This is a genomic window from Planctomycetota bacterium (assembly GCA_039819165.1).
In the GTDB taxonomy this organism is placed as follows: Bacteria; Planctomycetota; Phycisphaerae; order Phycisphaerales; family UBA1924; genus JAHCJI01.
This window is the reverse complement of record JBCBSM010000001.1, coordinates 1010917-1034596: the sequence shown is the minus strand read 5'-3', so window position 1 is coordinate 1034596 and position 23680 is coordinate 1010917. Positions and strand designations below refer to the sequence as shown.

General features: G+C 71.1%; 20 protein-coding genes. 13 read left to right on the top strand and 7 right to left on the bottom strand.

Going from position 1 to position 23680, the window contains the following annotated elements; all coding sequences use genetic code 11:
* Window positions 1-71: 71 nt before the first annotated feature.
* Together AAFX79_04565 and AAFX79_04560 are read left to right on the top strand one after the other, a co-directional pair.
* Entirely contained in the window at window positions 72-2540 is a 2469-nt protein-coding gene (locus AAFX79_04565; GenBank protein MEO1007814.1) for a hypothetical protein, read from the top strand.
* A gap of 10 nt (window positions 2541-2550) precedes the next feature.
* Window positions 2551-5595, top strand: a complete 3045-nt coding sequence (locus tag AAFX79_04560) for a VWA domain-containing protein (GenBank protein ID MEO1007813.1) — start codon at window positions 2551-2553, stop codon at window positions 5593-5595.
* Window positions 5596-5722: 127 nt separating this feature from the next.
* Here AAFX79_04560 and AAFX79_04555 read toward each other — a convergent pair whose 3' ends face one another.
* Complete coding sequence (locus AAFX79_04555; protein MEO1007812.1) at window positions 5723-6349, bottom strand: hypothetical protein; 627 nt, start codon at window positions 6347-6349, stop codon at window positions 5723-5725.
* 90 nt (window positions 6350-6439) lie between these two features.
* Complete coding sequence (locus tag AAFX79_04550) at window positions 6440-8647, bottom strand: GC-type dockerin domain-anchored protein (GenBank protein MEO1007811.1); 2208 nt, start codon at window positions 8645-8647, stop codon at window positions 6440-6442.
* A 318-nt stretch (window positions 8648-8965) separates the two neighbouring features.
* Between AAFX79_04550 and AAFX79_04545 the strand changes: the two genes are divergently transcribed.
* The 3 genes from AAFX79_04545 (at window position 8966) to mnmG (ending at window position 12895) form a co-directional block, all read left to right on the top strand.
* Window positions 8966-10171, top strand: a complete 1206-nt coding sequence (locus tag AAFX79_04545; protein ID MEO1007810.1) for an ATP-binding protein — start codon at window positions 8966-8968, stop codon at window positions 10169-10171.
* 3 nt (window positions 10172-10174) lie between these two features.
* On the top strand, window positions 10175-10837 hold the full coding sequence (locus tag AAFX79_04540; GenBank protein MEO1007809.1) for a response regulator transcription factor: 663 nt from the start codon (window positions 10175-10177) through the stop codon (window positions 10835-10837).
* Between the two features lie 147 nt (window positions 10838-10984).
* The gene (gene mnmG / locus AAFX79_04535) at window positions 10985-12895 is read left to right on the top strand and encodes a tRNA uridine-5-carboxymethylaminomethyl(34) synthesis enzyme MnmG (protein ID MEO1007808.1); all 1911 of its coding nucleotides are present in this window, start codon (window positions 10985-10987) and stop codon (window positions 12893-12895) included.
* A 21-nt stretch (window positions 12896-12916) separates the two neighbouring features.
* Here mnmG and AAFX79_04530 read toward each other — a convergent pair whose 3' ends face one another.
* The 3 genes from AAFX79_04530 to rpsB all read right to left on the bottom strand — a co-directional run bounded on the left by AAFX79_04530 (window position 12917) and on the right by rpsB (window position 15273).
* Complete coding sequence (locus AAFX79_04530) at window positions 12917-13486, bottom strand: hypothetical protein (protein MEO1007807.1); 570 nt, start codon at window positions 13484-13486, stop codon at window positions 12917-12919.
* Between the two features lie 21 nt (window positions 13487-13507).
* Window positions 13508-14329 (bottom strand): translation elongation factor Ts, encoded by an 822-nt coding sequence (gene tsf / locus AAFX79_04525; GenBank protein MEO1007806.1) that lies wholly within the window; start codon window positions 14327-14329, stop codon window positions 13508-13510.
* Between the two features lie 98 nt (window positions 14330-14427).
* A complete protein-coding gene (gene rpsB / locus AAFX79_04520; protein ID MEO1007805.1) occupies window positions 14428-15273 on the bottom strand; it encodes a 30S ribosomal protein S2 in 846 nt (281 codons plus the stop codon).
* A gap of 314 nt (window positions 15274-15587) precedes the next feature.
* Here rpsB and AAFX79_04515 point away from each other — a divergent pair, with 314 nt between their 5' ends.
* From AAFX79_04515 to AAFX79_04505, 3 genes are all read left to right on the top strand, one after another.
* A complete protein-coding gene (locus tag AAFX79_04515) occupies window positions 15588-16181 on the top strand; it encodes a thioredoxin family protein (protein ID MEO1007804.1) in 594 nt (197 codons plus the stop codon).
* Between the two features lie 124 nt (window positions 16182-16305).
* Complete coding sequence (locus AAFX79_04510) at window positions 16306-16959, top strand: YceI family protein (GenBank protein ID MEO1007803.1); 654 nt, start codon at window positions 16306-16308, stop codon at window positions 16957-16959.
* Window positions 16960-16971: 12 nt separating this feature from the next.
* Window positions 16972-17937 (top strand): hypothetical protein, encoded by a 966-nt coding sequence (locus AAFX79_04505; protein MEO1007802.1) that lies wholly within the window; start codon window positions 16972-16974, stop codon window positions 17935-17937.
* A gap of 21 nt (window positions 17938-17958) precedes the next feature.
* Here AAFX79_04505 and prfB read toward each other — a convergent pair.
* Window positions 17959-19063 (bottom strand): peptide chain release factor 2 gene (gene prfB / locus AAFX79_04500; protein MEO1007801.1). Its coding sequence is split into 2 segments (ribosomal slippage): window positions 17959-18990 and window positions 18992-19063, totalling 1104 coding nucleotides; the frame shifts between segments, so codons are not numbered across the junction.
* 147 nt (window positions 19064-19210) lie between these two features.
* Here prfB and AAFX79_04495 point away from each other — a divergent pair.
* Genes AAFX79_04495 through AAFX79_04475 form a run of 5 tightly spaced genes read left to right on the top strand, consistent with a single transcriptional unit; the run spans window position 19211 to window position 22388 of the window.
* On the top strand, window positions 19211-20212 hold the full coding sequence (locus AAFX79_04495) for a hypothetical protein (GenBank protein ID MEO1007800.1): 1002 nt from the start codon (window positions 19211-19213) through the stop codon (window positions 20210-20212).
* A 21-nt stretch (window positions 20213-20233) separates the two neighbouring features.
* Window positions 20234-20824, top strand: coding sequence for a sigma-70 family RNA polymerase sigma factor (locus AAFX79_04490; GenBank protein ID MEO1007799.1), 591 nt, complete (start codon window positions 20234-20236; stop codon window positions 20822-20824).
* Complete coding sequence (locus AAFX79_04485; protein MEO1007798.1) at window positions 20821-21312, top strand: hypothetical protein; 492 nt, start codon at window positions 20821-20823, stop codon at window positions 21310-21312. Before AAFX79_04490 ends, AAFX79_04485 begins: the two co-directional genes overlap by 4 nt.
* A gap of 12 nt (window positions 21313-21324) precedes the next feature.
* A complete protein-coding gene (locus tag AAFX79_04480) occupies window positions 21325-21609 on the top strand; it encodes a hypothetical protein (GenBank protein MEO1007797.1) in 285 nt (94 codons plus the stop codon).
* Entirely contained in the window at window positions 21606-22388 is a 783-nt protein-coding gene (locus AAFX79_04475; GenBank protein MEO1007796.1) for an SDR family oxidoreductase, read from the top strand. The genes AAFX79_04480 and AAFX79_04475 overlap by 4 nt, the downstream gene beginning before the upstream one ends.
* Before the next feature lie 135 nt (window positions 22389-22523).
* On the opposite strand, the gene AAFX79_04470 is transcribed toward AAFX79_04475, so the two are convergent.
* Window positions 22524-23624, bottom strand: a complete 1101-nt coding sequence (locus AAFX79_04470; protein ID MEO1007795.1) for a tetratricopeptide repeat protein — start codon at window positions 23622-23624, stop codon at window positions 22524-22526.
* Window positions 23625-23680: the final 56 nt, after the last annotated feature.

Here is a 23680-nt window from a genome sequence, read left to right as displayed (position 1 = left end):
CCCGCGTGCGTATGGACCGGAGGCGGCACGGCGTCGACCTGGCGCGAGAGCGCGACGCCCCCGCGGACGCTATGGGACGCAGCACCGAACCACGAGCCGACGCACAGACGACCCGCCTCATCGGGCGGATCCGGTCGAGGTGGCGGCTGCGGATCGCCCTGGACCGCGTGGCCTGGTCCCTCGCGATCGCCGGCGGTGCCTCGGCGGGCCTCGTCGCGGCGTCGCGATGGCTCGGCGAGGCACCCTGGGCGTGGGTCGCAGTGGCCGGCGTCGTGGCCGCCGGCGTTGCCGCGGGCGTCGCGATCGCGGCCCTGGCGGACGTCCGGCCCGAGCACGCGGCTGCCGCGGCGGACGCGCACGCCGGGCTGCCCGACACGATCAGCAACGCCTGGCAGCTGTCCGCGGATGCCGGCGAGGATGCCGGCTTCGCCGCCCTGGCCGTGCGGGAGGCCGAAGGGCGGGCGACATCGGTCCGCGCCGCCGAGGTCGCGCCGGTTCGGCTCGGCCGCGGCTGGCTCGCCTGGCCCGCACTCGTCGCGGGGGCGTTCCTGCTGGCGGCCTACCTGCCGCCGTGGGGACCGTCGCCGCGGGTCCGCACGGTGGCCAGCGAGGAGCAACGCCAGGCCGTGCAAGACGAGGTCCGCGGCCTGGCCGACCGCGTCGTCGACCTGCCCGCCGATGACGAGGATCCCGCCGAGCGGGCCCGCATCGAGGAGCAACTCGAGCGGCTCCGCGAGATCGAGGACGAGCTGGCCGCCGGCGCGGACCCGGCGGCCGCCGCCACCGAGGCGGCGTCTGCGGCGGCGGAGGTCGCCGACGCGATCGAGGAGTCCTCGCAGCGCGACCTCGATGAGGACCAGGCCCTCCGCGATGCGCTCTCCCGACTCGAGCGCCGCGACACGCCGGAGCCGCCGGCCGAGGAGGGCTCGCTGTCCGAACTCGCCGACCGCCTGGAAGATGCGCTCCAGCGGGGCGACCTGCAGCGGGCGGCGGAGGTCGCCGAGCAGCTGGAGCAGTCGGCCGCCGCCGACGGGACCGCGCCGCAGCCCGACCGCGATCGGGCGGCGGAGTCGCTCCGCGATCTCGCCGACCAGGTCGAGCGGGCCGCCCAAGCGACGCAGGACCGCGCAGGCGAGGCGCCTTCGGACCCGCCGGAGGCCGGCGACACGCCGGCGACCCCGCCCGGCGATCCCGCCGAGGAGGACGCCGGCTCATCCAGCGACGAGGCCCCGCGGCCCGATCGACCCGAGGGCGCACAAGACCTCAGCGATGCCCTGCGGGAGGCCGCCGACCAGATCCAGGATCCGGCCGAGACACCGCCCGACGGTGCGCAGCCGCCCGACCAGCGACCCGATCAGGGGAGCGAGCCGGCCGCCCCGCGGGATCCCGGAGCCGAGCCGCCCCAGTCCGAGCAATCGCAGGAGCGGAGCGGCGAGCAATCCCAGCAGGGGCAGCAGACCCAGCAAGGCGAGCAGGCCGGCGAGCGTCAGGGCGCAGAGCCGTCCGAGCAAGCAAGCGAGCGACCGGCAGAACAACCGGGCGAGCAGCGGCAGGGCGAGCGGCCCGGCCAGCAGACCGAAGGTGGCCAACCGGACGCGCAGCAGGGCGAGCAATCGAGCGAGACCGCGAGTGAAGGGGCGCCGCAGCAATCACCCGGTTCGCAGCCGGCGGGAGCGCAGCAGCCGGATCCATCACAAGCCGATCCGGCGCAGCAGGATCCCGGTCAGCCAAATCCGGACCAAGCCGCTCCCGACGAGACCATCGCGGATCAAGCCCAGGATGGCGCGTCGCAATCCGAATCGCCCAGCGAGCCCGGCGAGGCGCAGGATGCCTCCGGCGAGCGGCCCGGGCAGCAGGGGCAGCAAAGTCCGAGCGGCACGCCCACGCAGCGGCCGGACGCATCGCAGCCCTCGGACGGCGCAGAGTCCGACCAGGACGGTGAAGGAGATCAAGAGGGTCAGCAGGGCGAGGGCGGCGGTCGCCTCTCGGATCGGCTGCGGGACCTGGCCGAGCGGCCCCAGCGGGCCCAGGAGCGGCAGCGGCAGGCCGAGGATCTCCGCCGGCGGGCCCGCGAGGCCTTCGATCGCATGTCGCCCGACGAGCAGCGGGAATTGCTCGAGCGGCTCCGCGAGCAAGACCAGCAGCAGGATGCGCCGGCCGATGATGCCGGCGGGCGGCCGGACGGTGGTGGTGCCGCTCCGGGCGGCGCGGACGGTGACCAGCGATCTGGTGCGCCGCCGTCTGCGACGAATCCGTGGCAGCAGGAGATCGTCGACGCCCGCCCCGAGGAGCCCGGCGAGGCCGACGCGATGCAGACCGTCGCCGAGTGGTTCGGCGAGGGCCGCGACACGCCGGGCCGTCCGGTCGAGGGCATAGCGCGGGACGTGCGGCGGGCCGCCCGCGGCGCCCAGGACGCCATCGAGCAGGAGCGCGTGCCGCGGCGGCGGAGCGAGCTGATCCGCCGCGTCTTCCGCCGGTACGCCGAGCAGTTCGCGCCGGCGCCCGCCGAGGCCGCGCCGGCCGAAGGCGGATCGCGGTGAGGCCGCCGCGATGATGGGCCTTGCGTGGGACAACCCGTGGTGGCTGATGCTGCTCCTTCTCGCGGCGCCGCTGGGCTACGTGGCGTACCGGCGGTTCGTGTCGATGACCGCATCGCGGCGCGTCTCCGCGGCGGTCGCCCGGCTCGTGCTCATCGCGCTGCTGTCGGCGGGTCTCGCGGGCGCGAGTTCGGTGCAGGAGACCAATCGACTCGCCGTCGTGGCCGCGGTGGACGTCTCGGCCTCCGTAGATCGCTACGGCGGCGCGGACGGGCAGGGCGCGGCGCAGCGGATCCGGGCGTTCCTCGAATCGGCGGCCACGGCGCGCGACGACGAGGACCTGCTGGGCGTCGTGGCGTTCGCCCGCGGCACCGAGCCCGTGGCCGCACCGACGCGGAGCGACATCGCCGATCGCCCGCTGCCCCAGGTGGGCTCGGGCGGAACGGACATCGCTGCGGCGCTTCGGCTCGCGGCCGCAATGATCCCGGCGGATAGTGCGGGCCGCATCCTGCTGCTGTCGGACGGCAACGAGACACAGGGCGACGCCCTCGCCGTTGCCGAGGACCTCGCTCGGGCGCGGCTGCTAGGCGAGGGCGCCCGCGGCGGTCTGCCGATCGACGTGCTGCCCATCGAGTACCGGGTCGAACGGGAGGTCTCGGTCGAGTTCGTCGATGCGCCGCCGCGGACCGCGTCGGGCGCGACGGTGCTCGTGCGGGTCGGCCTCCGCGCGACCGCGCCGGCCGCCGGTGTGCTGCGGCTGACGCTCAACGATCGCGAAGTCGACGCCAACGGCGCCGATCCGGGCACCGGGCGTCGCGTGCTGCTCGATGCCGGCCGCAGCGTCGAACTGGTGGAGGTCGAGCTGCCGCCGGGCCGGGTGCACCGCTTCCGGGCCGTCTTCGAGCCCGAAGAGCGCGGTGGCATCCGGGCCGACACCGCCCTGGAGAATAACACCGGGTCGGCCTTCACGCTGTCGCCGGGCGATGGCTCGGTGCTCGTCGTCGACGGCGTGAGCGGCGCGGCGCCCGACGGCCCCGGGGCGCTGCTCGGCCGCGCCTTGTCCGACGCGGGGCTGACCGCGGAGCTGCGGCCGCCCGTCGGCATCCCGAGCGACCTGATCGAGTTCGAGGCCTTCGACCTGGTCATCCTGCAGGGCGTCGCGGCCGACGAGATCGACCGCGGCACGCAGCGGGCGCTGGCGACGTTCGTCTCGGAGATGGGCGGCGGGCTCGTGATGGTGGGCGGGCCGCGCTCGTTCGGCGCGGGCGGCTGGCGGGGATCGCCGCTCGAGCCCATCCTGCCGCTGCACCTGGATCTGCCCCAGCGGGCCGTCACGCCCGAGATCGCCATCGCCATCGTGCTCGACAGCTCCGGCAGCATGCGCCGCGGCGTGCTGGGTTCGGCCCGCTCGCAGCAGGACATCGCCAACGAGGCGGCGGCGATCGCGGTGGCGGCCCTCGATCCCAGTGACCGCGTGTGCGTCGTGTCGTTCAACAGCGCGACGCAGCTGGTGCTGCCCATGGGGCCCAACGACGATCCCGATCGCGCAGCGGCGGCCATCCGAGGCATCCGCTCGGGCGGCGGCACGCGCATCGCGCCGGCCATGAGGCTGGCCGCCGAGCAGCTCGCCGCCGCCGACGCCAAGGTCAAGCACATGATCGTGCTGTCCGACGGCCGCGCGATGGACGCCGACCAGCTGGCGGGCATCGCCGAGGACATCCACCGCGACGGCGTCACCGTCTCGACCATCGCGGTGGGGGACGGCGCCGATCTGGGCACGATGGAGCAGGTGGCCGACGCGGCCCAGGGCTCGTACTACCACGTCATCAATCCCAACGTGCTGCCCCGCGTCTTCCTCAAGGAGGTCCGCGTCGCCCGCACGCCGCTGGTCCGCGAGGGGGCGATCACGCCCGTCGTGCTGCCCGCGCCCTCGGCGGTGACGGCGGGCCTGACGCAGCTGCCGAGGCTCGGCGGCGTCAACCTGACACGCCCCCGCGAGGACGCGTCGGTCACGCTGGCCATGGCCACCCGCCGCGGCGAGCCGCTGCTGGCGCACTGGAACGTCGGCGTGGGCCAGGTGGCGGCCTTCACGAGCGATGCGCACGAGTGGGCCTCTCGCTGGGTGGATTGGCCGGGCTACCAGCGGTTCTGGGGCCAGCTCGCCCGCGCCATGAGCCGCTCGGTCGAGGACTCGGGACTCGACCTCCGCGTGCGGCACGAGGACGGCTTGATCCGCACCGAGCTCAACGCCGCCGACGACGACGGCGTGCCGCTCGATCTCGTTCGAGGCGGCGTCACGGTCTACGGCTCGTCGGGCCAGGTCGGCCAGGCCGCGCTGTCGCAGGTCGGTCCGGGGGCCTACGAGGCCGCCGTCGACGCGGACGAGCCCGGCTCGTACGTGCTCGTGGTCCGCGGCACGCAGGACGGCCGGCCGCTGCCGCCCATGCTCGCGGGCGTGACGGTCAGCGGCGGCAGCGAGTTCCGTGCGCTCTCGTCGGACGCGGGCCTGCTTCGCGCACTGGCCGAGCAGACGGGCGGCCGGGTGCTCACGCCGGGCGACGCCGAGCTGCTCTTCGATCGCGGGGACATCGGCCCCATCGAGGCCCGCACGCCGCTGTGGCGGACGCTGCTGGCCTGGGCCCTCGCCGTGCTCCTCCTAGACGTTGGCACCCGCCGCGTGGCATGGGACCGGCTGCTCAGCTCGGCGTTCGGGGCCGACTGGCTGCGAGCGACCCGGGGCCTTCGGCAGCGGGGTAGCGCCGCGGGTGCGAGCGTGGGCGCCATCCGCAGCCGCGGCGGCGCCCGCGCGACCAGCCGCGTGCAGCGGACCCGCACCGCCGTAGACGTTGCCGCTACCGACGAGGACGCCCAGCGCATCGCCTTCGAGGCCCAGCAGCGGATCCTCCGCGCCCGGGCCGAGCGAGCAGCCAACCAGCAACGCCGGGAGCAGGCCTCGCCCAAGGTCGAGCGTGTGGCTCCCAAGAAGGACGACGCGGCCGAGGGCGGCCTGCTGGCTGCCAAGCGTCGCGCACGCAAGCGGTTCGAGGACGACGGCTAATTCACCTGCGTTAGCGGCCAAGCCGGGCCTGCAGCGAACTTTGGCACGCATCAAACGACCACGCCCCCGGCATGAGGCCGGGGGCGTGGGATTGGTGCTGGGGATGTCGCCTCGCGGGCGAGTTTGATCAGCTGCCGGAACTGCTGCCCGAGCTCGCGTCCAGGCCGTCGGCGAGGCTCTCCTCCTGCGGGCTGAAGCGGCGGATCAGGCCGGCGACGTCATCGAGGATGCCATTCATGTTGGCCTCCTCGAGGGTCTCGTTCTGGGCGAGCAGCGCGTCGATCTTCTGCTGCGAGAACGGCTTGATGCCGGCCTCGTCGGCCAAGCCCGACTCCTGCGCGATGCGAGCCGGATCGACCCGCTCGGGCAGCTCGGGCGTGCCGAACCAGATCTTGACCTTGGACAGGTCCATGGCGTCGTCGCCGGCGATCTCGGCGCCGACGATGGCCACGACGTGGCCCGAGCGGTAGCCGACGTTCATCCGCTGCGCGGTGGTGTCGCCGATGTAGAGCACGGGCTCGGCGGTCTGGCGGGGGTACACCAGGTCGGGGTTGACCTTGAGGACGACGATGTAGCCGCTATCCACCATGGGCTTGTCCTTGCGCCAGGTGCTCCGCTCGCCCTCGTCGAGGGTGAACGGCTGGGCGAAGACGATGTCGGCGACGGGCGCCGGCGTGGCGGGAAGCTGCGGCGGAGCGGCGGTCACGACGGCGGCAACGGCGCTCGCGGCGATGGTCATGTTCAGGAACTTCATGGCTCTCTGACTCCGATGGTTGGTCGGTTTGGGTCGTTCAGGTGCGCCACGCCTAGGCGTGGCGACTCTTCCTCATCAGCGTTGGAATTCCTACTTCAGCAGCTCCAGGTCATCGAAGCCGATGCGGCCCCGGGGCGTGCCGAAGGACGGACCGAACTCGAAGCGGACGGCCTCGATGTTCTCCAGGTCGAGGGCCACCCCATCGCGGACGAAGTCCTCGATGTTGATGCGGATGGTCTCGAACTCGTTGCCCCAGCCCGCGCCCGAGCCGGCGCCCGTGCGGGGGAAGGGCTCCTCGGCGCCGCCGCCGTACACCCCGACGTTGATCGAGCTGGTGCCGCCCGAGCTGTCGCGGAGCGTGACGGTGAAGGTCTGGTCGCCCGTGACCGCGGTGGTCTCGGGGTGGCGGGTGCCCTGGCAGACGCGGAAGGAGAGCTTCTCGTACTCGGTGAAGTCGGTGAACACCGGCAGGCCGGGGAGCTCATACTCGAAGAAGCGGTCGCTGTTGTAGTCGAAGACGACGCCGCGGGTCTGGTCGCCGCCGTTGTTGCCGCGGGTCATGCCGTTCATCGGGTCGCTGGAGGTCCAGGTGAACGAGGTGTTGCCGTCGTCGATGCGGCCCTCGGTCACGTTCGAGACGTTGAAGGTGATCGCCGCGGTCGAGCTGGCGACGTTGGCCGACGGCTGGCTCTGGAAGTCGTCGATGATCGTCTTCTCGGTCAGGTCGAAGGCGGCCTTGAACTCCAGGTCAACGATGGTCGTGTCGCGGACGCCCTCGGGGTTGGTCGACTCCCACTGGCGCTGCATGTACTCCATGGCCGCCTCGTTGCCACGGGCGGCGTTCTGGATGAGCACCAGCCAGATGATCTTGGCGGCCTGCTGGGCCTCGGCGCGGCCGATCTGCAGCGCCGCGGGGCCCGTGTAGTCGTTGAAGCCGCAGCAGTTGAAGTCGTTGTGGTCGGCGCCGTGGATGTACGTGTTGGTCCGCTGCTCGTCGCCCGGTCCGTCGTTGGCACGCTCGTAGAGCGCGAAGTACTGCACGATGGGCGAGGTGGGGCCGCCGTTGACGTCGCCATCGCCGGCGCCGGCGATGTGGTGGTAGTTGACGCCGTGGGGGTTCGAACGCGAGGTCAGCAGGAAGTCGGTCGGCGCGATGCTCGACACGAAGTTGAGGTCGCTCAGCGAGTAGTTCACCGGCGTGTAGATGCCGTCGATGATCTTGTCGACCGCGCGGGCGACGCCCTCGCCGCCGCGGCTGTGGCCGATCCAGCTCGTGTTGCTCTTATCGAGCCGGCCCTCGAGCACGCCGCCGGCGATGGTGTCCAGGTTGCCCCAGAAGTAGTCGGTGTGGCGTAGGATGGTCTCGCTGGCCGTCTCGATGCCCGGCACCGTGTCGTTCTGGTGGCTCATGACCACGAAGCCGTGGCTGGCGAAGTGGTCGTGCATGTAGTCGTACCAGACGTACTGCTGGCCGTTGCCGTGCGCGATGATCACCACCGGCACGTTATCGCGGGTCGCGATGTCGGTCGGGTAGGTCAGCCGCTGCTCGTCGCGGCTGGAGGGGATGCCCGGGAACGTGGCGGTGTAGGTGCTCACGCGGGTGGTGGCGGCCGGGCCGGAGGTGGTCAGGTCCTTGAAGAGCCAGAAGCCGACCTCATCGAGCCCGTCGATGAAGTCGCCGTCGCTCAGCTCGCCGTTGCCGTCGACGTCGACGACCACGTCGTAGGGCACGCCGATGTTCTCGCCGGCGTCGGCGTTCAGGAAGCCCACGCCGCCCTGGGCGACCTGGTTGTCCGCCGTCGAGGCGCCGCCGCTGAAGTTGGACGGCTGCGGGAAGCCGCGGGCGTCGGTCAGGGTCGGGTCGCTCGCCCACTCCGAGGCGGTCTTGTCCTCGACGAGGTAGACGTCGACGAGGCCGCTCGGAATGGTGACCTTGGAGGGATCGATCGAGATGGTGATCGCCTCACCCTCGTCGAAGGTCTCGACGAAGTCGGCGAACGGGAAGGCCGGCAGATCAACGCTGGCCAGCTCGATCGAGATCGGGTCCTCCGGGCAGCCGTCGTTGAAGGCGTTCTGGAAGGCCAGGAAGTCGAAGATGTTCAACTCGCCGTCGCCATCGAAATCGGCTCGGAGATCGCCGGCGTCGAAGAGGTTCTGGAACTCCAGGAAGTCGAAGACGGTCAGTTCGCCGTCGCCGTCCAGATCGGCGGGGCACGAGGACTGGGCGCTCGCGGTGGCGGCAAACACCAGTCCTGCCGCGGCAGCCAAGATGGCCGCCCGACGGGGGTTCTCGCTCATGGGATCTCTCCTATCACGCCTCGTGGGCTTCTACGGTCTCTCGGTCGAGGTCCAGTCTACCAGCAATACCGCCGAACGGTCTGCAAAAACGGCCCAAAGTGGCCGGTGTGGTCAAGTTCTGGGACCAATCGGTACACCGGCTAGCCGCCCGGGGTTCCATCCGTTACCTTCTCCCCAACCCTCGAGATCTCCCAAAAGTGGCCAAAAATAGGTAATATCCCGTATTCGTGCGGCCATTTTCCCGCCGTTATGCGCCGAATTGGATTGCCCGATGTCCCAGAGTGGTTGGATTTATACGGGAAACCACGGAACGTGCCCATGACCTGCTCGTCTCCATCCACCATCCACCCGGCGGCCGACCCCGAGGCCCTGATGTCCGCTGCGCTGGATGCGGCGCCCTCGGAGGTCGCCATCCTCGACGACCGCGGCGTCATCCTGGCGGTCAACGCCGCGTGGAGGCGATTCGGCCGGGAGAACGGCTACGAGAACGCCAGCTCCGGGGTGGGCCTGAACTACCTCGGAGTCTGTGATTCGGCCTCGGGCGATGGCCCGGCGGAAGCCAGCGAGGTCGCCAGCGGGCTGCGAGCGGTCCTCTCGGGCCGCCAAGAAGCGGCCTACGTGGAGTATCCCTGCGACAGCCCGACGCGGCAGCGCTGGTTCCAGGTCCGGGTCTCGGGCTTCGATTACGAGGGCCGCCGCTACGCGGTGATCACCCACGAGTCGCTCACCGAGTCGAAGCTGGTCGAGCAGCAGTATCGCGAGAAGCTCGAGGAGCTGGCGCACAACTGGCGGCTGAGTTCGCTCGGAGAGCTGGCCAGCGGCATGGCCCACGAGCTCAACCAGCCGCTTGGCGCGATCTCGAACTACATGAACGGCTGCCTGCGGCGGCTGGAGCGGGGCGACATGGATTCCGCCCAGCTCGAGAAGGCCATCCGCGACTGCGCCGAACTCGCGAGCTTCGCTGCGGGAATCATCCGACGCATGAGGTCGTTCGCCTCCCAGTCGTCGACCTCGTACTGCGAGATCGACCTGAACCAGCCCGTGCGACAGGCCATTGACCTCGCGGTCGCAAGTGCCTCGGCGAAGCGCCAGCACCTGCGGATTGCGCTGTGCGAAGATCTGCCGCATATTCGCGGAGACGCCGTCCAGATGCAGCAGGTCGCGCTCAACTTGATCCGCAACGCCGCCGATTCGGTGCGCGAGGCGGGCGTGCGAGACGGCCGAGTCGAGGTCCAGACGGGCGTCGGCGAGGACGGCATGGCGTTCCTCCGCGTGGCCGACAACGGTGGGGGGTTGAAGGCGGGCGACAAGGGCAAGCTATTCCAGCCGTTCTATTCCACCAAGGCCCGCGGGATGGGCCTCGGGCTTTCCATCTGCAAGACCATCGCGGAAGTCCACGGCGGCACGATGACCGCCCGCGACCGTCAGGGGGGTGGCGCGGTCTTCGAGCTGCGTCTGCCGGTGCTGCCGGCGCGCCTCAACGGCGGGCAGTCCCGCGATCCACACCGATCCTCCGGGAGGTAACCCATGACCCAGGTTCAGACCGACACCGCGACCGTGTTCATCGTCGACGACGATCCGTCCATGCGGGACTCGCTCCGCTGGCTCGTCGAATCCGTGGGGCTGCACGTCGAGACGTTCCCCAACGCCGATGATTTCCTCGACCAGTTCGAATCGGAGACACCCGGCTGCCTCGTGCTGGACGTCCGCATGCCGGGCTCCAGCGGCATGGAACTGCTCGATTCGCTCAAGGCCCGCGGCGTCGAGCTGCCGGTCATCATGATTACCGGTCACGGCGACGTACCCATGGCGGTGCAGGCCCTGAAGCGCGGCGCCATCGACTTCCTCGAGAAGCCGTTCCGCGACCAGGAGCTGCTCGAGCAGATTACCCGCGGCATCGAGCTGGACGCCGAGCGCCGCGAGTCGGTGCAGGGCGTCTCGGGCATCCAGGAGCGGCTCGAATCGCTCACGCCCCGCGAGCGCGAGGTGATGGAGCTGGTGGTCGCCGGCTATGCCAACAAGCAGGTGGCCGCCAAGCTGGGCCTCAGCGAGAAGACCATCGAGGTCCATCGCAGCCGCGTCATGAGCAAGATGAAGGCCCAGACGCTGCCGTGCCTGGTGAAGATGGCCATCGCCGTCGGCGTCGCCGAGGCCACCGACTGCGCCGAGCACGACACCAGCACGATCTAGGAGTTCTCGAGCGCTCCGTAGCGGCCCTCCGGCGGCACACTCGCTTTGTTGCGGCCGCGCCGGAGTGAATCCGGCGGGCCTGAGCGGACGCCCGAGCACTCCCGCATCCAGACGGCGTCAGGGGAGCGCTCCCCACTACGATCATCCGTGACCAGCGAGTACCGGGTCATCGTGGTGGGGGGCGGTCACGCCGGCGTTGAGGCCGCGTGGTCGGCGGCCAACCTCCTGGGAGAGCCGGGGTCGGTCGCGCTGGTCACCCTCCGCCGCGACACCATCGGCGTCATGAGCTGCAACCCGGCGATCGGCGGGCTGGCCAAGGGCCAACTCGTCAACGAGATCGACGCGCTCGGCGGGCTCATGGGCCTCGCCGCCGACGCCACGGGCATCAACTTCGCCGTGCTCAACCGCAGCCGCGGGCCGGCCGTCCGCGGACCCCGCGCCCAGAGCGACAAGCTGGCGTATGCCCGGGCCGTCCGATCGCTGATCGAGCAGCGACCCGAGATCGAGATCGTCGAAGCCTCGGTCGATGCATTCGTGCTCGATGGCCGGCGTGTCCGCGGCGTGCATATCGAGTCCGCCGGCGGCGCTCCCCGAGCGCTGCACGCCGACGCGGTCGTGCTCACGACGGGTACGTTCATGCGCGGGCTGATGCACACGGGCGACGTTCGCACGCCGGGCGGCCGCGACGGCGAGGCGCCCGCGGTCGGCCTCTCGGCAACGCTGGAGCACATGGGCTTCGAGCTGGGCCGCCTGCGCACCGGCACGCCGCCTCGGCTGGCGAAGGGCAGCATCGAGTGGGACCGCCTGGAGACGCACCCGCCCGACGACGATCCCGAGCCGTTCAGCGCGCTCACGCCGCGAAGCGGCTCGCGCGAGCGGGGCTGGCGCATCGGCGATGTTGCGGCCGAGCGATTCCCGGTGCTCGAACCCACGCCGTGCCGCAAGACGGCGACCACGCCCGAGGCGCACGACCTCGTGCGCGCGAACCTGCATCGCGCGCCGATGTTCCGCGGCGATCTCGCGGCCGGCCCCAGGTACTGCCCGAGCATCGAGGACAAGGTGCATCGCTTCGCCGAGCGCACGAGCCACACGGTGTTCCTGGAGCCCGAGAGCCTCGAGACCGACTGGGTGTACTGCAACGGCATCGCGACCAGCCTGCCGCGGGACGTCCAGGCCGAGATCGTCCGCATGCTGCCCGGCTGCGGCAGGGCGCACGTGCACCGGTGGGGCTACGCCGTCGAGTACGACATGGTCCGGCCGCACCAGATCGAGGCGACGGGCCAGGCCAAGGCGTACCGCGGGCTGTTCCTCGCGGGCCAGATCAACGGCACGAGCGGCTACGAGGAGGCGGCGGCGCAGGGGCTCATCGCGGGCGTTAACGCGGCGCTGCTCGCCTCGGGCCGCGACGCGGACTTCGTGCTCGGGCGGCACGAGGCGTACGCGGGCGTGCTGATGGACGATCTCGTCACGCGGACGCCCGTCGAGCCCTACCGCATGTTCACCAGCCGGGCCGAGCATCGGCTGCTGCTGCGGTCGGACAACGCGGCCGACCGCCTCACGCCCCGCGCTTTGGAGCTTGGCCTGCTCGGAACCACCTCGATCGGTGCGCAGCGGCGTGCTACATACGAGGCCCGGGCCCGCGAACTCGAGCACGTGCGCGGCCTCGTGCTGGCCGCCCGCGTCGACGGCCGCCCGATGCGCGACGTGCTCCGCACCCAGGCGTACACCGACGCGCGGTTCGAGGCCGACGCCGCGGCGCTCGCCGGCGGCCGCCCGCTCGACCCCCGGGTGCTGCGGACGGTCGCGGCCGAGATTCGCTACGAGCCCTACGTCCGGCGGCAGGCGGCCGAAATCCGCCGGCTGCGCGACATGGAGCGGCGCCGCATCCCGCCCGGCGTCGACTTCGCCGCGATGACGGCGCTGCGGACCGAGGCCCGCCAGCAGCTCGAGCGGTTCCGGCCCGGCACCTTCGGCCAGGCGTCGCGGCTCGAGGGCGTGACGCCCGCCGACGTCACGCTGCTCTCGGTGCTCGTGCCCCGGCTCGAACGGGCTGGGTGAGGGCCGTCCCTTGGACCGGCCTTAGCGCTGCCGGCCCTCGATGGCGGCGAGCAGCACCCCCGTCGAGATCAGCATCAGGTCGTCGAGCCGCTCGTCCTCGCGATGCACGGCAATGCTCAGCTTGTAGACCAGCGGATTGAAGTGCTGGCGGAAGGTGGCGATGTCGGCGCCAGCGTCGTCGCGGAGGTGGAACTTCTGCGGGAAGACCGTGGCTGCCAGGTCATTGGCCCGCCGCAGCATGCCCCGCCAGGCGGAGTCCTCCGAGAGCGTCGCGATCTGGTTCTCGCCGCCGTCAAAGACGAGATACTCGTCCTTGATGAAGGTCGACTTGAGGCCCTTGCGGCGGAGCGAGCCGATGGGCGTGCCGTTGGGCAGCTTGACGTCGTAGGTGGCCGAGAAGTCGATGATGTTGCGGGCGTTGATCCGCAGCAGCTCGGCCTTCTTGGACTGGTCGGTGTAGAGGATGACCTCCTCGCGGAAGCGGAGGAGCTTCTGGCGGCAATAGCCCACCGTCTGCCCCGAGGCGTCCCGGATGTAGAACTGCGGGGCAATGTCGAAGACCTTGGCCCGGACGGTGTACCGCTCGCCCACGTGCACGCTCCCGGCTGGGTGCTACTCGTCGCCGGTCTCGCCGACGACCCAGCGCTCGAAGTGCAGGATGGTCGTACCCGAGCCCACCAGGTCCTTGATCTTGATGGCCGGGTCCTTCACGAAGGGCTGCTCGATGAGCGCGACCGACTCGAAGAACTTCCGCATGCCGCCCTCGACCATCTTCTCGGCGATCTCCTGGGGCTTGCCGCTCTCCATGGCCTGCTCGAGGCGGAACTTCCGCTCCTTCTCGACCATGTCCGCGGGCACGTCGTCGGCGTGGACGCCCGCGGGCGTGGGCACCGCTGCGACGATGTGCATGCACACGTCGCGGAGCACGTCCTCGCTCGCGTCGCCCTGCACCTGCAGCAGCGCACCGGTCTTGCCGTCGTGGTGCACGTAGCTGGCGTAGCGGGCACCGTCGGCCTGGAGCACCTTGCCCCGGCCGTAGCTGATGTTCTCGCCCGTGGAGATCCGCAGCTCGTCGATGGCCTTGGCGGCGTCGTCGGGCTGGCCGACCTCGCCCGCGTCGTGGGCGAGCACGGCGGCGGCGACGCGATCGGTCATCGCCACGAATTTCTCGTTCTTGGCGGTGAAATCGGTCTCGGCGCGGACCTCGATGATGGCGGCCTTGTCGCCCTCGACGGCCACCGCGATGCGGCCCTCGCCCGCGGACCGCTCGGTCCGCGTGTCCATCTTGCCCTTGAGCTTCTTGCGGAGGAGGTCCTCGGCCCGCTGGTGGTCGCCCTCGGCCTCCACCAGGGCCTTCTTGCACTCCATCATCGAGAGGCCCGTCCGCTGTCGGAGCTTCATGACCTCCTTGGCACTGACCTGTGTCTGCGTCATCGCTCTAGTCTCCGGATCCAAAGCGGCCGCCCGACGGCGGCGCTGGCTTGTGTGTTCGCTCGTCGTGCGCGCCGATCGAACGCGGCGCGGGAATCGGTTCAGCTCTCGGCAACGGCCGGCGAGGCGTCGCTGGGCTCCTCGGGAGCCGGGATGGGTGCGTCGGCCGCGTACTGCGCCCTGCGGCTGCGGCGTCGCTGCGGGGCCTCGTCGGCCTGGGCGTCGCCCGCCTTGGTCGCGTCGGTGATGGTGCGGCCCTGCTTGCCCTCGGCGATGGCCTTGCACAGCTCCCGCACCACCACGTCGACCGAACGCATGCTGTCGTCGTTGCCGGGGATGGGGATGTCGACCACGTCCGGATCCCCGTCGGTATCGATCAGCGCGATCGTCGGGATGCCCAGCTTGCGGGCCTCCTTGATCGCGGTCATCTCGCGGCGGACGTCGATGATGACTAGGGCGCCCGGCAGCTTGTCCATCGCCCGCACGCCGTCGAGGTTGCGGCGGATCTTGCCCATCTCGCGGCGGAGTTGGCTCTCCATCTTCTTGGAGTAGCTGGCGAAGTTGTCCTCTTGCTCGATGCCCTCGAGCTCCTCGAGCCGCTTCAGCCGGCTGCGGATAGTCCGGAAGTTGGTCAGCATGCCGCCCAGCCACCGCTCGGTGACGCAGTGCATGCCTACGTCCTTGACCCGCTCTTCCAGGATGTCCTTGGACTGCCGCTTGGTGCCCACGAAGCACACGTCGCGGCCCTCGGCCACGGTGTTGGTGATGTACTTCTTGGCCAGCAGCAGGCCCTTGACCGTCTCCTTGATGTCGATGATGTGGATGCCGTTGCGCTTGTCGTAGATGTAGCGGCTCATCTTCGGGTTCCACGCGCTGGAGCGCTGGCCGAAGTGGATGCCGGCTTCGATGAGGTCCTTGACGAGCGAACTGCTGGGCTGGTCGGTCATGACGCGTGTCCTTCGTGCAGCGGCACCGGCGGGATCGAGATCCGTCCGCGGCCGGCGAGCCGGCCCGCGTCGCCCCGCCCAGGGCGCTTCCGGTGGCGGCCGAGGCCGCCAGTGAGAACCACGCGGGAGTTCGTGGCTGCGGCGACCAACCACTCAGGCCGGCACGCATCTGGGAAAACCCGCCGCGACGCCGGGATCGCGGCGTCGAGAGGAAGCGTAGGCCGCATCGCCCGCGCCGGCCCTCGCTAGCATCCGCCCGCCACATCGAACACGCCCCGAATCAGACATCCACGATCGAGCGAGGAGCCCGCATCATGCCACCCGTCGAATCCACGATGCTCGACCTGGGCACCGAAGCGCCCGATTTCAACCTGGCGGACTGGTCGGGCAATCGCGAGCCGGGTACCCCCGTCTCGCTGGACGAATTCCGGACGACCAAGGTGCTGGTGGTGGCGTTCATCTGCAACCACTGCCCCTTCGTGAAGCACATCATGGAGGAGATCGGCCGCCTAGGCCGCGACTGCACCGCCAAGGGCCTGGGCTTCGTGGCGATCATGCCCAACGACGTCCAGACCCACCCCGATGACGCGCCGGAGCGGATGCACGAGGTCGCCCAGGAGCACGGCTTCAGCTTCCCGTACCTCTACGACGCCGACCAATCGGTCGCCAAGGCCTACCGGGCCGCCTGCACCCCCGACTTCTACGTCTTCGACGCCAACCAGCGGCTGGTGTACCGGGGCCAGCTCGACGCCAGCCGCCCCGGCAACGACGAGCCCGTCACGGGGCACGACCTGCGGATGGCCATCGAGGCCGCCATGACCGGCCAGGAGCAGAACCCGGCCCAGCAGCCGAGCACGGGATGCTCGATCAAGTGGAAGCCCGGCAACGAGCCGGAATACTGGGGCTGACCGGGGCGTTGCTCGACCCAAGCCGGCGCGCTGACCCGGGATGCGATGCCCGCGCACCGCGTCATCGACTCGCAAACCAGTTCATGTACCGACCCATGACGGGCACCAATTGAGGAGCACGACGATGCGACTGAACCGAACTCTGTGCGGCGTTGGCATGATCGGCACCGGAGCCGCGGCGCTCGCCGCCGTCGTTGCGACGGCGGGCCTCGGCGCCGGGCCCGCGACGGCGTCGTCCGCGCCGGCACCGGCCGAGTCCGTGGCTCTCGGCACGACCTCCTACCAGCTCGATTCGGTGCACTCGGGCGTGATCTTCAAGATCACCCACGCCGGCGCTGCGCCCTTCTACGGCATGTTCCACGGCATCAGCGGCTCGATGACGATGGACGACGCCAGCCCTGCCAACAGCCAGCTCAGCGTCACGATCAACACCGATTCGGTCGCCACGGGCAACGCCGACCGCGACGGCCACCTCCGCGCCGCCGACTTCTTCAACGTGCGGCAGTTCCCCACCAGCACCTTCACGGCGTCCAACTTCCGCACGTCGGGCAACGGCGGCTGGACCGTCGAGGGCAAGCTCACCCTGCTCGGCCAGACCAAGCCCGTGTCGGCTACGCTCACCCACACCGGCGAGGGTGAGTTCCGCGGCAAGCGGTCGGGCTACGAGGCGCGGCTCAGCTTCGATCGCTCGGACTTCGGCATGACCAAGTACATCCAGGAGGGCGTGCTTGGCGATCGCGTCGACCTGATCGTCTTTTTCCAGGGCATCGAGCAGTAGCCCCGGCGTTCCATGAACCCATTCGTCCGTGATGCCCTGATCGCCGGCGTGCTGCCGGGCACTATCGCCGTCGTCGCGCTCACGGTCTGTGGCGCGCTGCTGGCCCTCCGCCGCGGGCCGCTCGAGCCCGAGGGCGTGGGCGAGCCGCTCGCGCCGCGGAGCGTCCTCGAGCGGGTCGTGCTGCTGGCGTCGGGCCTGGCGCTCGCCGCCGCCGTCGTGCTCTCGATGCGGACGCTCGAGCCCTACGACGGCTGGTGGCCGATCAACGTCGCGAACCGCATCCCGGCGGTGCTCGGGCTCGCCGGCGTGTTCGCCGCACTCATCGCCGCCGGCCCGTCGCGGTGGTGGTTCGTGCTGGTCGTCTCGGTGCTCGGCGCGGGCCTGCTCAACTGGGGACTACTCGGGCCGCTGCCGGCGTTCGAGTCGTCCGGCATGCTGTGGGGCTGGGTCGCCGCCAACGCCGCGATCACCGGGCTTGCCGTGCTGCTCGCCGAGTGCGGGCTGCGGCATGCCACCCAGCGGCACGGCCGGCTGATGCCGCTGCTCGTGCTGCCCATCGCGCTGGTCGCGGTGCCCGGCGTCCTCTTCTTCAGCTCCCTCAACGTGCCGCCCAGGCAGTACGCCGCATTCATCGCGATCGCGACCTCGGCCCTGTTGGTCTGCGTGGTGCTCAAGCGTTCGGCCGGTCGCATGATCATCCGGGGCCTTGGCGCCTTTGTCGTGCTTGCGACGGCGGCGCTCTTTGTCCACGCCCGCACGCTCGGGGCGGCGTCGCCCTGGCCCGTCGCGCTGGCGGCCCTGGCGGCGATCGGGCTATTCGCCTCGTGCCTGCTGGCGACGCGGATCAAGCGGTGGTGGCTGCTCGGGATCGTGACCTTCGCGCTCACCGCGCTGCCGCTGCACGCCGCCGTCGGCCTGCAGCGGCTGATCACCCTGCCCGAGGACGACGGGGGGACCGCCGCGGATTACGGCTACTAGGGCATCCTCGATCGTTCCGCGCTAGTTCTTTTCCGAGCGCCGCCGCTTCAGCTCGGCATCGATGAATTTCTCGATCTTGCCGTTGAGCACCTCGGTGGGGTTGGCCTCGACGCTCGTGCGGTGGTCCTTCACGCGGTTGTCGTAGAGCACGTAGCTGCGGATCTGGGTGCCCCACCCGCGGCCGAGGTCGCCGCCGGCGGCCTCCTTGATCTCGGCCTGCCGCTTCTCCTCCTCGATCTGCTCGAGCTTGGCCTGCAGCAGCGTGAGCGCCTGCCGCTTGTTCTGCGGCTGGTCGCGGTGCGTGCTGGCGACGAACATCAGGCCCGTGGGCGTGTGCACCACGCGGCAGGCCGACGCCACCTTGTTGACGTTCTGGCCGCCCGGGCCGCTCGAGCGCGCAAAGAAGGTGATCTCCAGGTCCTTGTCGGGGATCTCGACGTCGGCCTCCTCGAATTCGGGCGTGACGTCGACGGTGGCGAAGCTCGTCTGCCGCTTGCCCTGGGCGTTGAACGGGCTGACGCGGGCGAGCCGGTGGCTGCCCCGTTCGCAGTTGAGGTAGCCGAAGGCGAACGGCCCCTTGATGTGCAGCGTCACGCGGTCGACGCCGACCTCGGTGCCGAAGGTCTTGCTGACCTCTTCGACCTTCCAGCCCATGTTCTCGAAGTAGTAGAGGTACATCCGCAGCAGCATCTCGGCCCAGTCGTTGGCCTCGGTGCCGCCGTCGCCGGCCGAGATCGTGAAGAAGCAGTCGCGGTGGTCGTGCGCGCCGCTGAGCAGGCTCTGCAGCTCGACCTTCTCCATCTGGCCCTGGATGGCGTGCAGCGCCTCGTCGGCTTCGGTGAGCAGGTCGGCGTCGTCGCCCTCGCGGGCCATCTCGTAGGCGACCTTGGCGTCGTCGAAGGCGCCCACGACGTCGTCGACCGGGCCGATCTGGGCCTTGATAAGCTTCAGCTCGCCGACGACGTCCTGGGCGGCCGCCGGATCGTCCCAGAACGCCGCATCGCCCATCTTGGCCTCGAGCTCGCCGAGCCGCTCGTGCTTCTGGTCGTAGTTAAAGAGAGTCGCGGATGGTCAAGATCCGCGCCTCGAGGTCGTCGATGACCGGCTGGTGGGCTTCGAAGTGCATGCGGGCTCCGTTGGGGACTGTCGCGCGAACCAGAGTCTAGGGCGAATTTCTTCGTCCGACACGACGCGCCGGGCCATCGGCTCCGTCTCTAGCTGCGGAGAACCACACCGGCTGCCGACGCGGCCCGCACCCAGGAGGCATTACCCCATGCGTACCCGAACGCTCCTCGCCGCCGCACTCGCCCTCGGGCTGGTGCTCGCAACGCCATCCACGGCGACCGCCCAAGATCGCCCGCAGCGGTTGACCCAGATGCCGATCGTGTCGGTCGATTTCGGGGGTGGCTCGCTCGACGAGCTGGTCGCGCAGATCCGGGCGGCCTCTGGCGACACGCCGGTCAACATCATCTACGCCCCCGAGGCCGGCACGCTGCGGGTGCCGCCGGTGCAGCTCGAGCAGGCCGACGTCTACTCGGCCCTGCGCACGATCGCGGCGCTGTCCGAGTCCGTGCCGGCGACGCTGCCCGACGGCCGCGAGGCCACCTGGGAGGTCAGCAACACCGGCGGACCGACGCCCGTGCTGCTGGTCTCGATGTACGCCGACGATCCCCCGGCCGCCGATGGCGAGCAGCGGACGCCCGCGGGGTCCCGCCACACCGTCGTCCATTCGCTTGCGCCCCTGCTGCAGCAGCAGACCGGCCTCACCGACGACGCCGTGCTGACCGCCATCCAGATCGGCCTCGAGATCAACGGCGAGACGGGCGCCGAGCTGCAGTTCCACGAGGACACCAAGCTGCTGTTCGCCCGGGTCACCAAGAACGAGGCCCGTGCGATCGAGCAGGCCATGAACAGCCTGGATCGCACGGCCGCGTACAACAAGGACGACCGCCGGGCGGAGCTGGGCGGCCAGATCATGCAGCTGCTGGGCGTCACGACCCAGGAGGAGGCCATCCGGATGCGCGACCGCGCGCTCTTCGCGGATCGGCTGCGGGATGAGGTCGCCGGAGTGCGGCGGCAGCTTGAGAGCGCCCAGCTCGAGGCCGAGCGCCGGGTGGTGCAGCACGACGGCGAGATCGCCGAGTTCCGCGGCCGCATGAGCCAGCTGGTGGCCACCGTCAGCGATCTGGAGCGCAAGCTCGCCCGTGTCCAGGACGAGAACGCGGACCTGCGCGCCGCGCTGCAGCAGGCCGAGCCGCCCGCCGGAGCCCGGTAAGAATCCCGCCGGAGGGCCTGCGTGCCCGAGCACGACCATGACGCACCGACGCCCCAGGATCGCCCGGACGAGCACGCCCGGGCGATCACCGCGCGCATCGCGAGGGGCGACCCCGAGGCCTTCGCCGAGCTGTACGAGTACGTCTTCGATCGTGCGCTGCTCGACGCCCGCGGGCTTACCGGCCGCGACGAGGCCTTCTGCCTCGACGTCGTGCAGGACGCCATGCTGCGGGCCGCGCGGCGGATGCCGAGGCTCGACACCTGGGCCGCCGTCGGGGCCTGGATGCGCCGCGCGATCGCGTCGTCGGCCATCGACCTGCTCCGCGCCGAAGCGTCCCGAAGGAAGCGCGAGCGCTCCACCGGCCATGAGCGCGAAGACGGACCACGCCCGACCGAAGCCCCGGAGGCCGAGATGATCGACGCCATGCAGGAGCTCAGCGATCGCGAGTGGCAGGCCGTCCGCATGCACGTGGGCCACGGCCTGAGCCTCGCGGCCGTGGGGCGGGCCATGCGGATCAGCCGCAACGCCGCGCACGGGCTGGTGCGCCGTGGAGTGCGCCGCCTCGGCGCGGGCGCGGACACCGACTCGAACCCATCGGAGGGCAAGACATGACTCCGCAAGAGCACAGCAATACGCAGCCCGATGACACGCTCGCCCGCCGCAAGGCCGAAATCCTCGTGCTCGCGCAGGCGGCGAGCCGCCGGCGGGGCGTCCGCCGCCGCGGCGTGCAGGTTGCGCTGGGCTCGATGGTCGTCGCACTCGCCGCCGGCGTCGTTGCCTCCGTGCTGCCCGCCGCCCCGCCGACCGCGGAGCGCACGATCGCGGAGGCCGCAGGGGGAGCACCGGCTTCCGCCGTCCGAGTCGTCCGGGCGTCAACGAGGGACGGCGTCGCGCGCCAATTCGCGGCGGCCGACACCGCCCGGGTGCGCCGCATCGACGACGCCCAGGCCGTCGAGTTGCTCCGCGAGAGCGGGGCGCGGGCTGGCATCATCCGCGTCGGCAACGAGGTCCGCGTCGTGGGCCTGGAGGTCGCCGCCGCGCCGGGCGGTCCCACCAGCCAACGCGGCGGCGAGACCCCGATCCTCGCATCGGCCGGGTGATAACCTCGCGGCGTGGCTCCCGCCGTGCTCGAGTTCGTCGCGACCGCCTCTCCACGCAGCGACCTGCTGCGGGGCTGGTGGGCGCTGCTGGGGCTCGCGCTCGGTGGCGTGGCCCTCGTGGTGCTGCTCGCCCTGGTGACCGCGATGCGCCGCGCCAACGCCCGCGGCGGGCAGCGACGGCGGCCGACGTCCGACATCCCCGATGCCTGGGCCGAGGCCGGCCGCCGGGCAGCCGTGCCGGATGATGACGCAGACGAGGAACCCGGCGATGATCGCCGCCGCCGAGACGAGCCGTGAGCGATCGCCCGGTGGCACTCATCACCGGCGGGGCCCGCCGCGTCGGCCGCGCCATCGCGCTCGAGTTGGCACGCGCGGGCCTCGATTGTGTGCTGACCTATCGCTCGAGCAAGGACGAAGCCGAGGCGCTGGCGGGCGAGCTCCGCGGGCGGCACGCGGCCCGGGTCCACCTTGCGCGGGTCGACATGGCCGAGCCCGATGCCGCCGCCGATGCGTGCGTCGAGGCCGCCGACGCCGCGGGCCGCCTCGACGTGCTGGTGCACAACGCGTCGGTCTACGCCCCGTTCCCGCTGGGCCACCAGGATGGGCTGGACGGTGCCTGGCCGCTGGATGCCGAGCACGTGATGCGGATGTACGCAGTCAACGCCGCTGCGCCGCTGCTGATCACGGCGCGGCTGGCCGATCGGCTGATGGCCTCGTCCATGCCCGGCGGCGGGGCGGTCGTGTGCATGGCCGACATGCACGTGCTGGGCCGCCCGCGGTCGCGGTTCAACGCGTACTCGATGAGCAAGGCCGCCCTCGTCGAGATGACGCGGTCCCTTGCCCGGGACCTGGCGCCGCACGCCCGCATCAACGCGGTTGCGCCGGGCGTCATCGCCTGGCCCGAGGACGGCTACGAGTCCGACAGCGCGGGCCAGGAGCGCTACATGGCCCGCGTGCCGCTGGCCCGCACGGGCACGCCCGAGGACGCCGCCGGCCTCGTCCGCTGGCTCGCGCTGGAGGCGACGTACGTCACGGGGGAGGTCGTCCGCCTCGACGGCGGCCGCTGGCTTGCCTGAGGCGACTCGTCCTAGAGCCGATTCGATCCGGGCGCAGCACGTGCGTTCGTTCAGGCCCGCCGGATTCACTCTGGCGAGGCCGTACGAGAGCGAGCGTCGCGGCCGGACGGCCGCGACGGAGCACTCGAAGATGCTCTAGCCCGCCGGTCGGGGCTGGGCCTTGAACTCGCGCTGGTCGCTGAGCTTCTCGACGAGGGCCTCGGCCGAGGGATGGTCCGCCTCGAACGCCCGCTTGGCGTAGGTCAGGGCGATGGGCCGCTGGTCGGCCTTGTCCAGCCAGACGGCGGCCTCGAAGGCCAGCTCGCCGTCCTTAGGCTTCGCGTCGGACGCCAGGCGGTAGAGCGCCGCCGCCTGGTCGGGCCTCTTGAGCATCCCGAAGCACTCGCCCGCGAGCCGCACCACGGGCTTGGACAGCTTGGCCTGGTCCGAGAGCGTGCCGAGCACCGCGGTCGCCTGGGCGGCCTCTCCTCGCCGCTTGAGCGACCGGGCCTGGATGATCTTCCAGGCGTCGTTCTCGGGGTCGTGGTGGCGAGCGCGGCCGACGTGCTGCAGCGCCATCTCGGGACGATTCTCGCGGAGGGCGATCTCGGCCAGCATGCCCCAGGCGCGGGCATCCTCCGGGCGGGCGTGCGTCGACCGCACCAGCGCCGCGCGGGCCTGGTCCAGGCGGCCCTCCTTCAGTTCGGCCTGGCCCAGGAACAGCGCGTAGTCGGGGTTGCTCGGGTCGGCGTCGTGGGCCGTCCGAAGGTGGCCGATCGCCACGCGGGGCTGGCCCAGCTTCGAGGCCAGCGTGCCCGCGGCGAACTGGAGCTGCGCATCGGGCGGGCCGTCCCGCAGCGTCTGGGCGAACTGCTGGTAGGCCTGGTCGTCGCGGCCGGCGGCGAGGTAGGCCTGCCCCAGCGCCACGCGGGAGTCGCGGTCCGTCGGCACTACGTCGACGAGTTGCTCGAGCAAGGGCACGGCCTGCTCGGGTGTGCCGTCGGCGATCAGCGTGCGGCCCTGCTCGATCGTCCGGTCGATCTCCTCCACGCTCAGCGCACTGGGCGTGGCGGCGGAGGCGACCAGCGGACCGGGCTTGCCCGTCTGCCAGAACACCGCCAGCGCCGCGATCAGCCCGATCGAGAGTGTGCCCACCGCGATCGATCCCCACGCCGAACGCTTCGGCGCGTCGCCGTCCGTCGGGAAACGGGACGGCAGGCGATCCAGGGCGAGCCGGGCCTCATCGCGTGCATCCATCACTCCCAACTATCGGCTTGCTACACTCGGGTTTCACCCCCGAGACGGCGGAATAA

What these genes read in the sequence shown, in the direction of transcription:
- AAFX79_04560 (MEO1007813.1), top strand. Translation starts at nt 2,551, where the DNA reads ATGATGGGCCTTGCGTGGGACAACCCGTGGTGGCTGATGCTGCTCCTT.
- AAFX79_04495 (MEO1007800.1), top strand. Translation starts at nt 19,211, where the DNA reads ATGCGTACCCGAACGCTCCTCGCCGCCGCACTCGCCCTCGGGCTGGTG.
- tsf (MEO1007806.1), bottom strand. Translation starts at nt 14,329, where the DNA reads ATGACGCAGACACAGGTCAGTGCCAAGGAGGTCATGAAGCTCCGACAG.
- AAFX79_04485 (MEO1007798.1), top strand. Translation starts at nt 20,821, where the DNA reads ATGACTCCGCAAGAGCACAGCAATACGCAGCCCGATGACACGCTCGCC.
- AAFX79_04510 (MEO1007803.1), top strand. Translation starts at nt 16,306, where the DNA reads ATGCGACTGAACCGAACTCTGTGCGGCGTTGGCATGATCGGCACCGGA.
- AAFX79_04545 (MEO1007810.1), top strand. Translation starts at nt 8,966, where the DNA reads ATGACCTGCTCGTCTCCATCCACCATCCACCCGGCGGCCGACCCCGAG.
- AAFX79_04555 (MEO1007812.1), bottom strand. Translation starts at nt 6,349, where the DNA reads ATGAAGTTCCTGAACATGACCATCGCCGCGAGCGCCGTTGCCGCCGTC.
- AAFX79_04550 (MEO1007811.1), bottom strand. Translation starts at nt 8,647, where the DNA reads ATGAGCGAGAACCCCCGTCGGGCGGCCATCTTGGCTGCCGCGGCAGGA.
- AAFX79_04515 (MEO1007804.1), top strand. Translation starts at nt 15,588, where the DNA reads ATGCCACCCGTCGAATCCACGATGCTCGACCTGGGCACCGAAGCGCCC.
- rpsB (MEO1007805.1), bottom strand. Translation starts at nt 15,273, where the DNA reads ATGACCGACCAGCCCAGCAGTTCGCTCGTCAAGGACCTCATCGAAGCC.
- AAFX79_04470 (MEO1007795.1), bottom strand. Translation starts at nt 23,624, where the DNA reads ATGGATGCACGCGATGAGGCCCGGCTCGCCCTGGATCGCCTGCCGTCC.
- AAFX79_04565 (MEO1007814.1), top strand. Translation starts at nt 72, where the DNA reads ATGGGACGCAGCACCGAACCACGAGCCGACGCACAGACGACCCGCCTC.
- AAFX79_04505 (MEO1007802.1), top strand. Translation starts at nt 16,972, where the DNA reads ATGAACCCATTCGTCCGTGATGCCCTGATCGCCGGCGTGCTGCCGGGC.
- AAFX79_04540 (MEO1007809.1), top strand. Translation starts at nt 10,175, where the DNA reads ATGACCCAGGTTCAGACCGACACCGCGACCGTGTTCATCGTCGACGAC.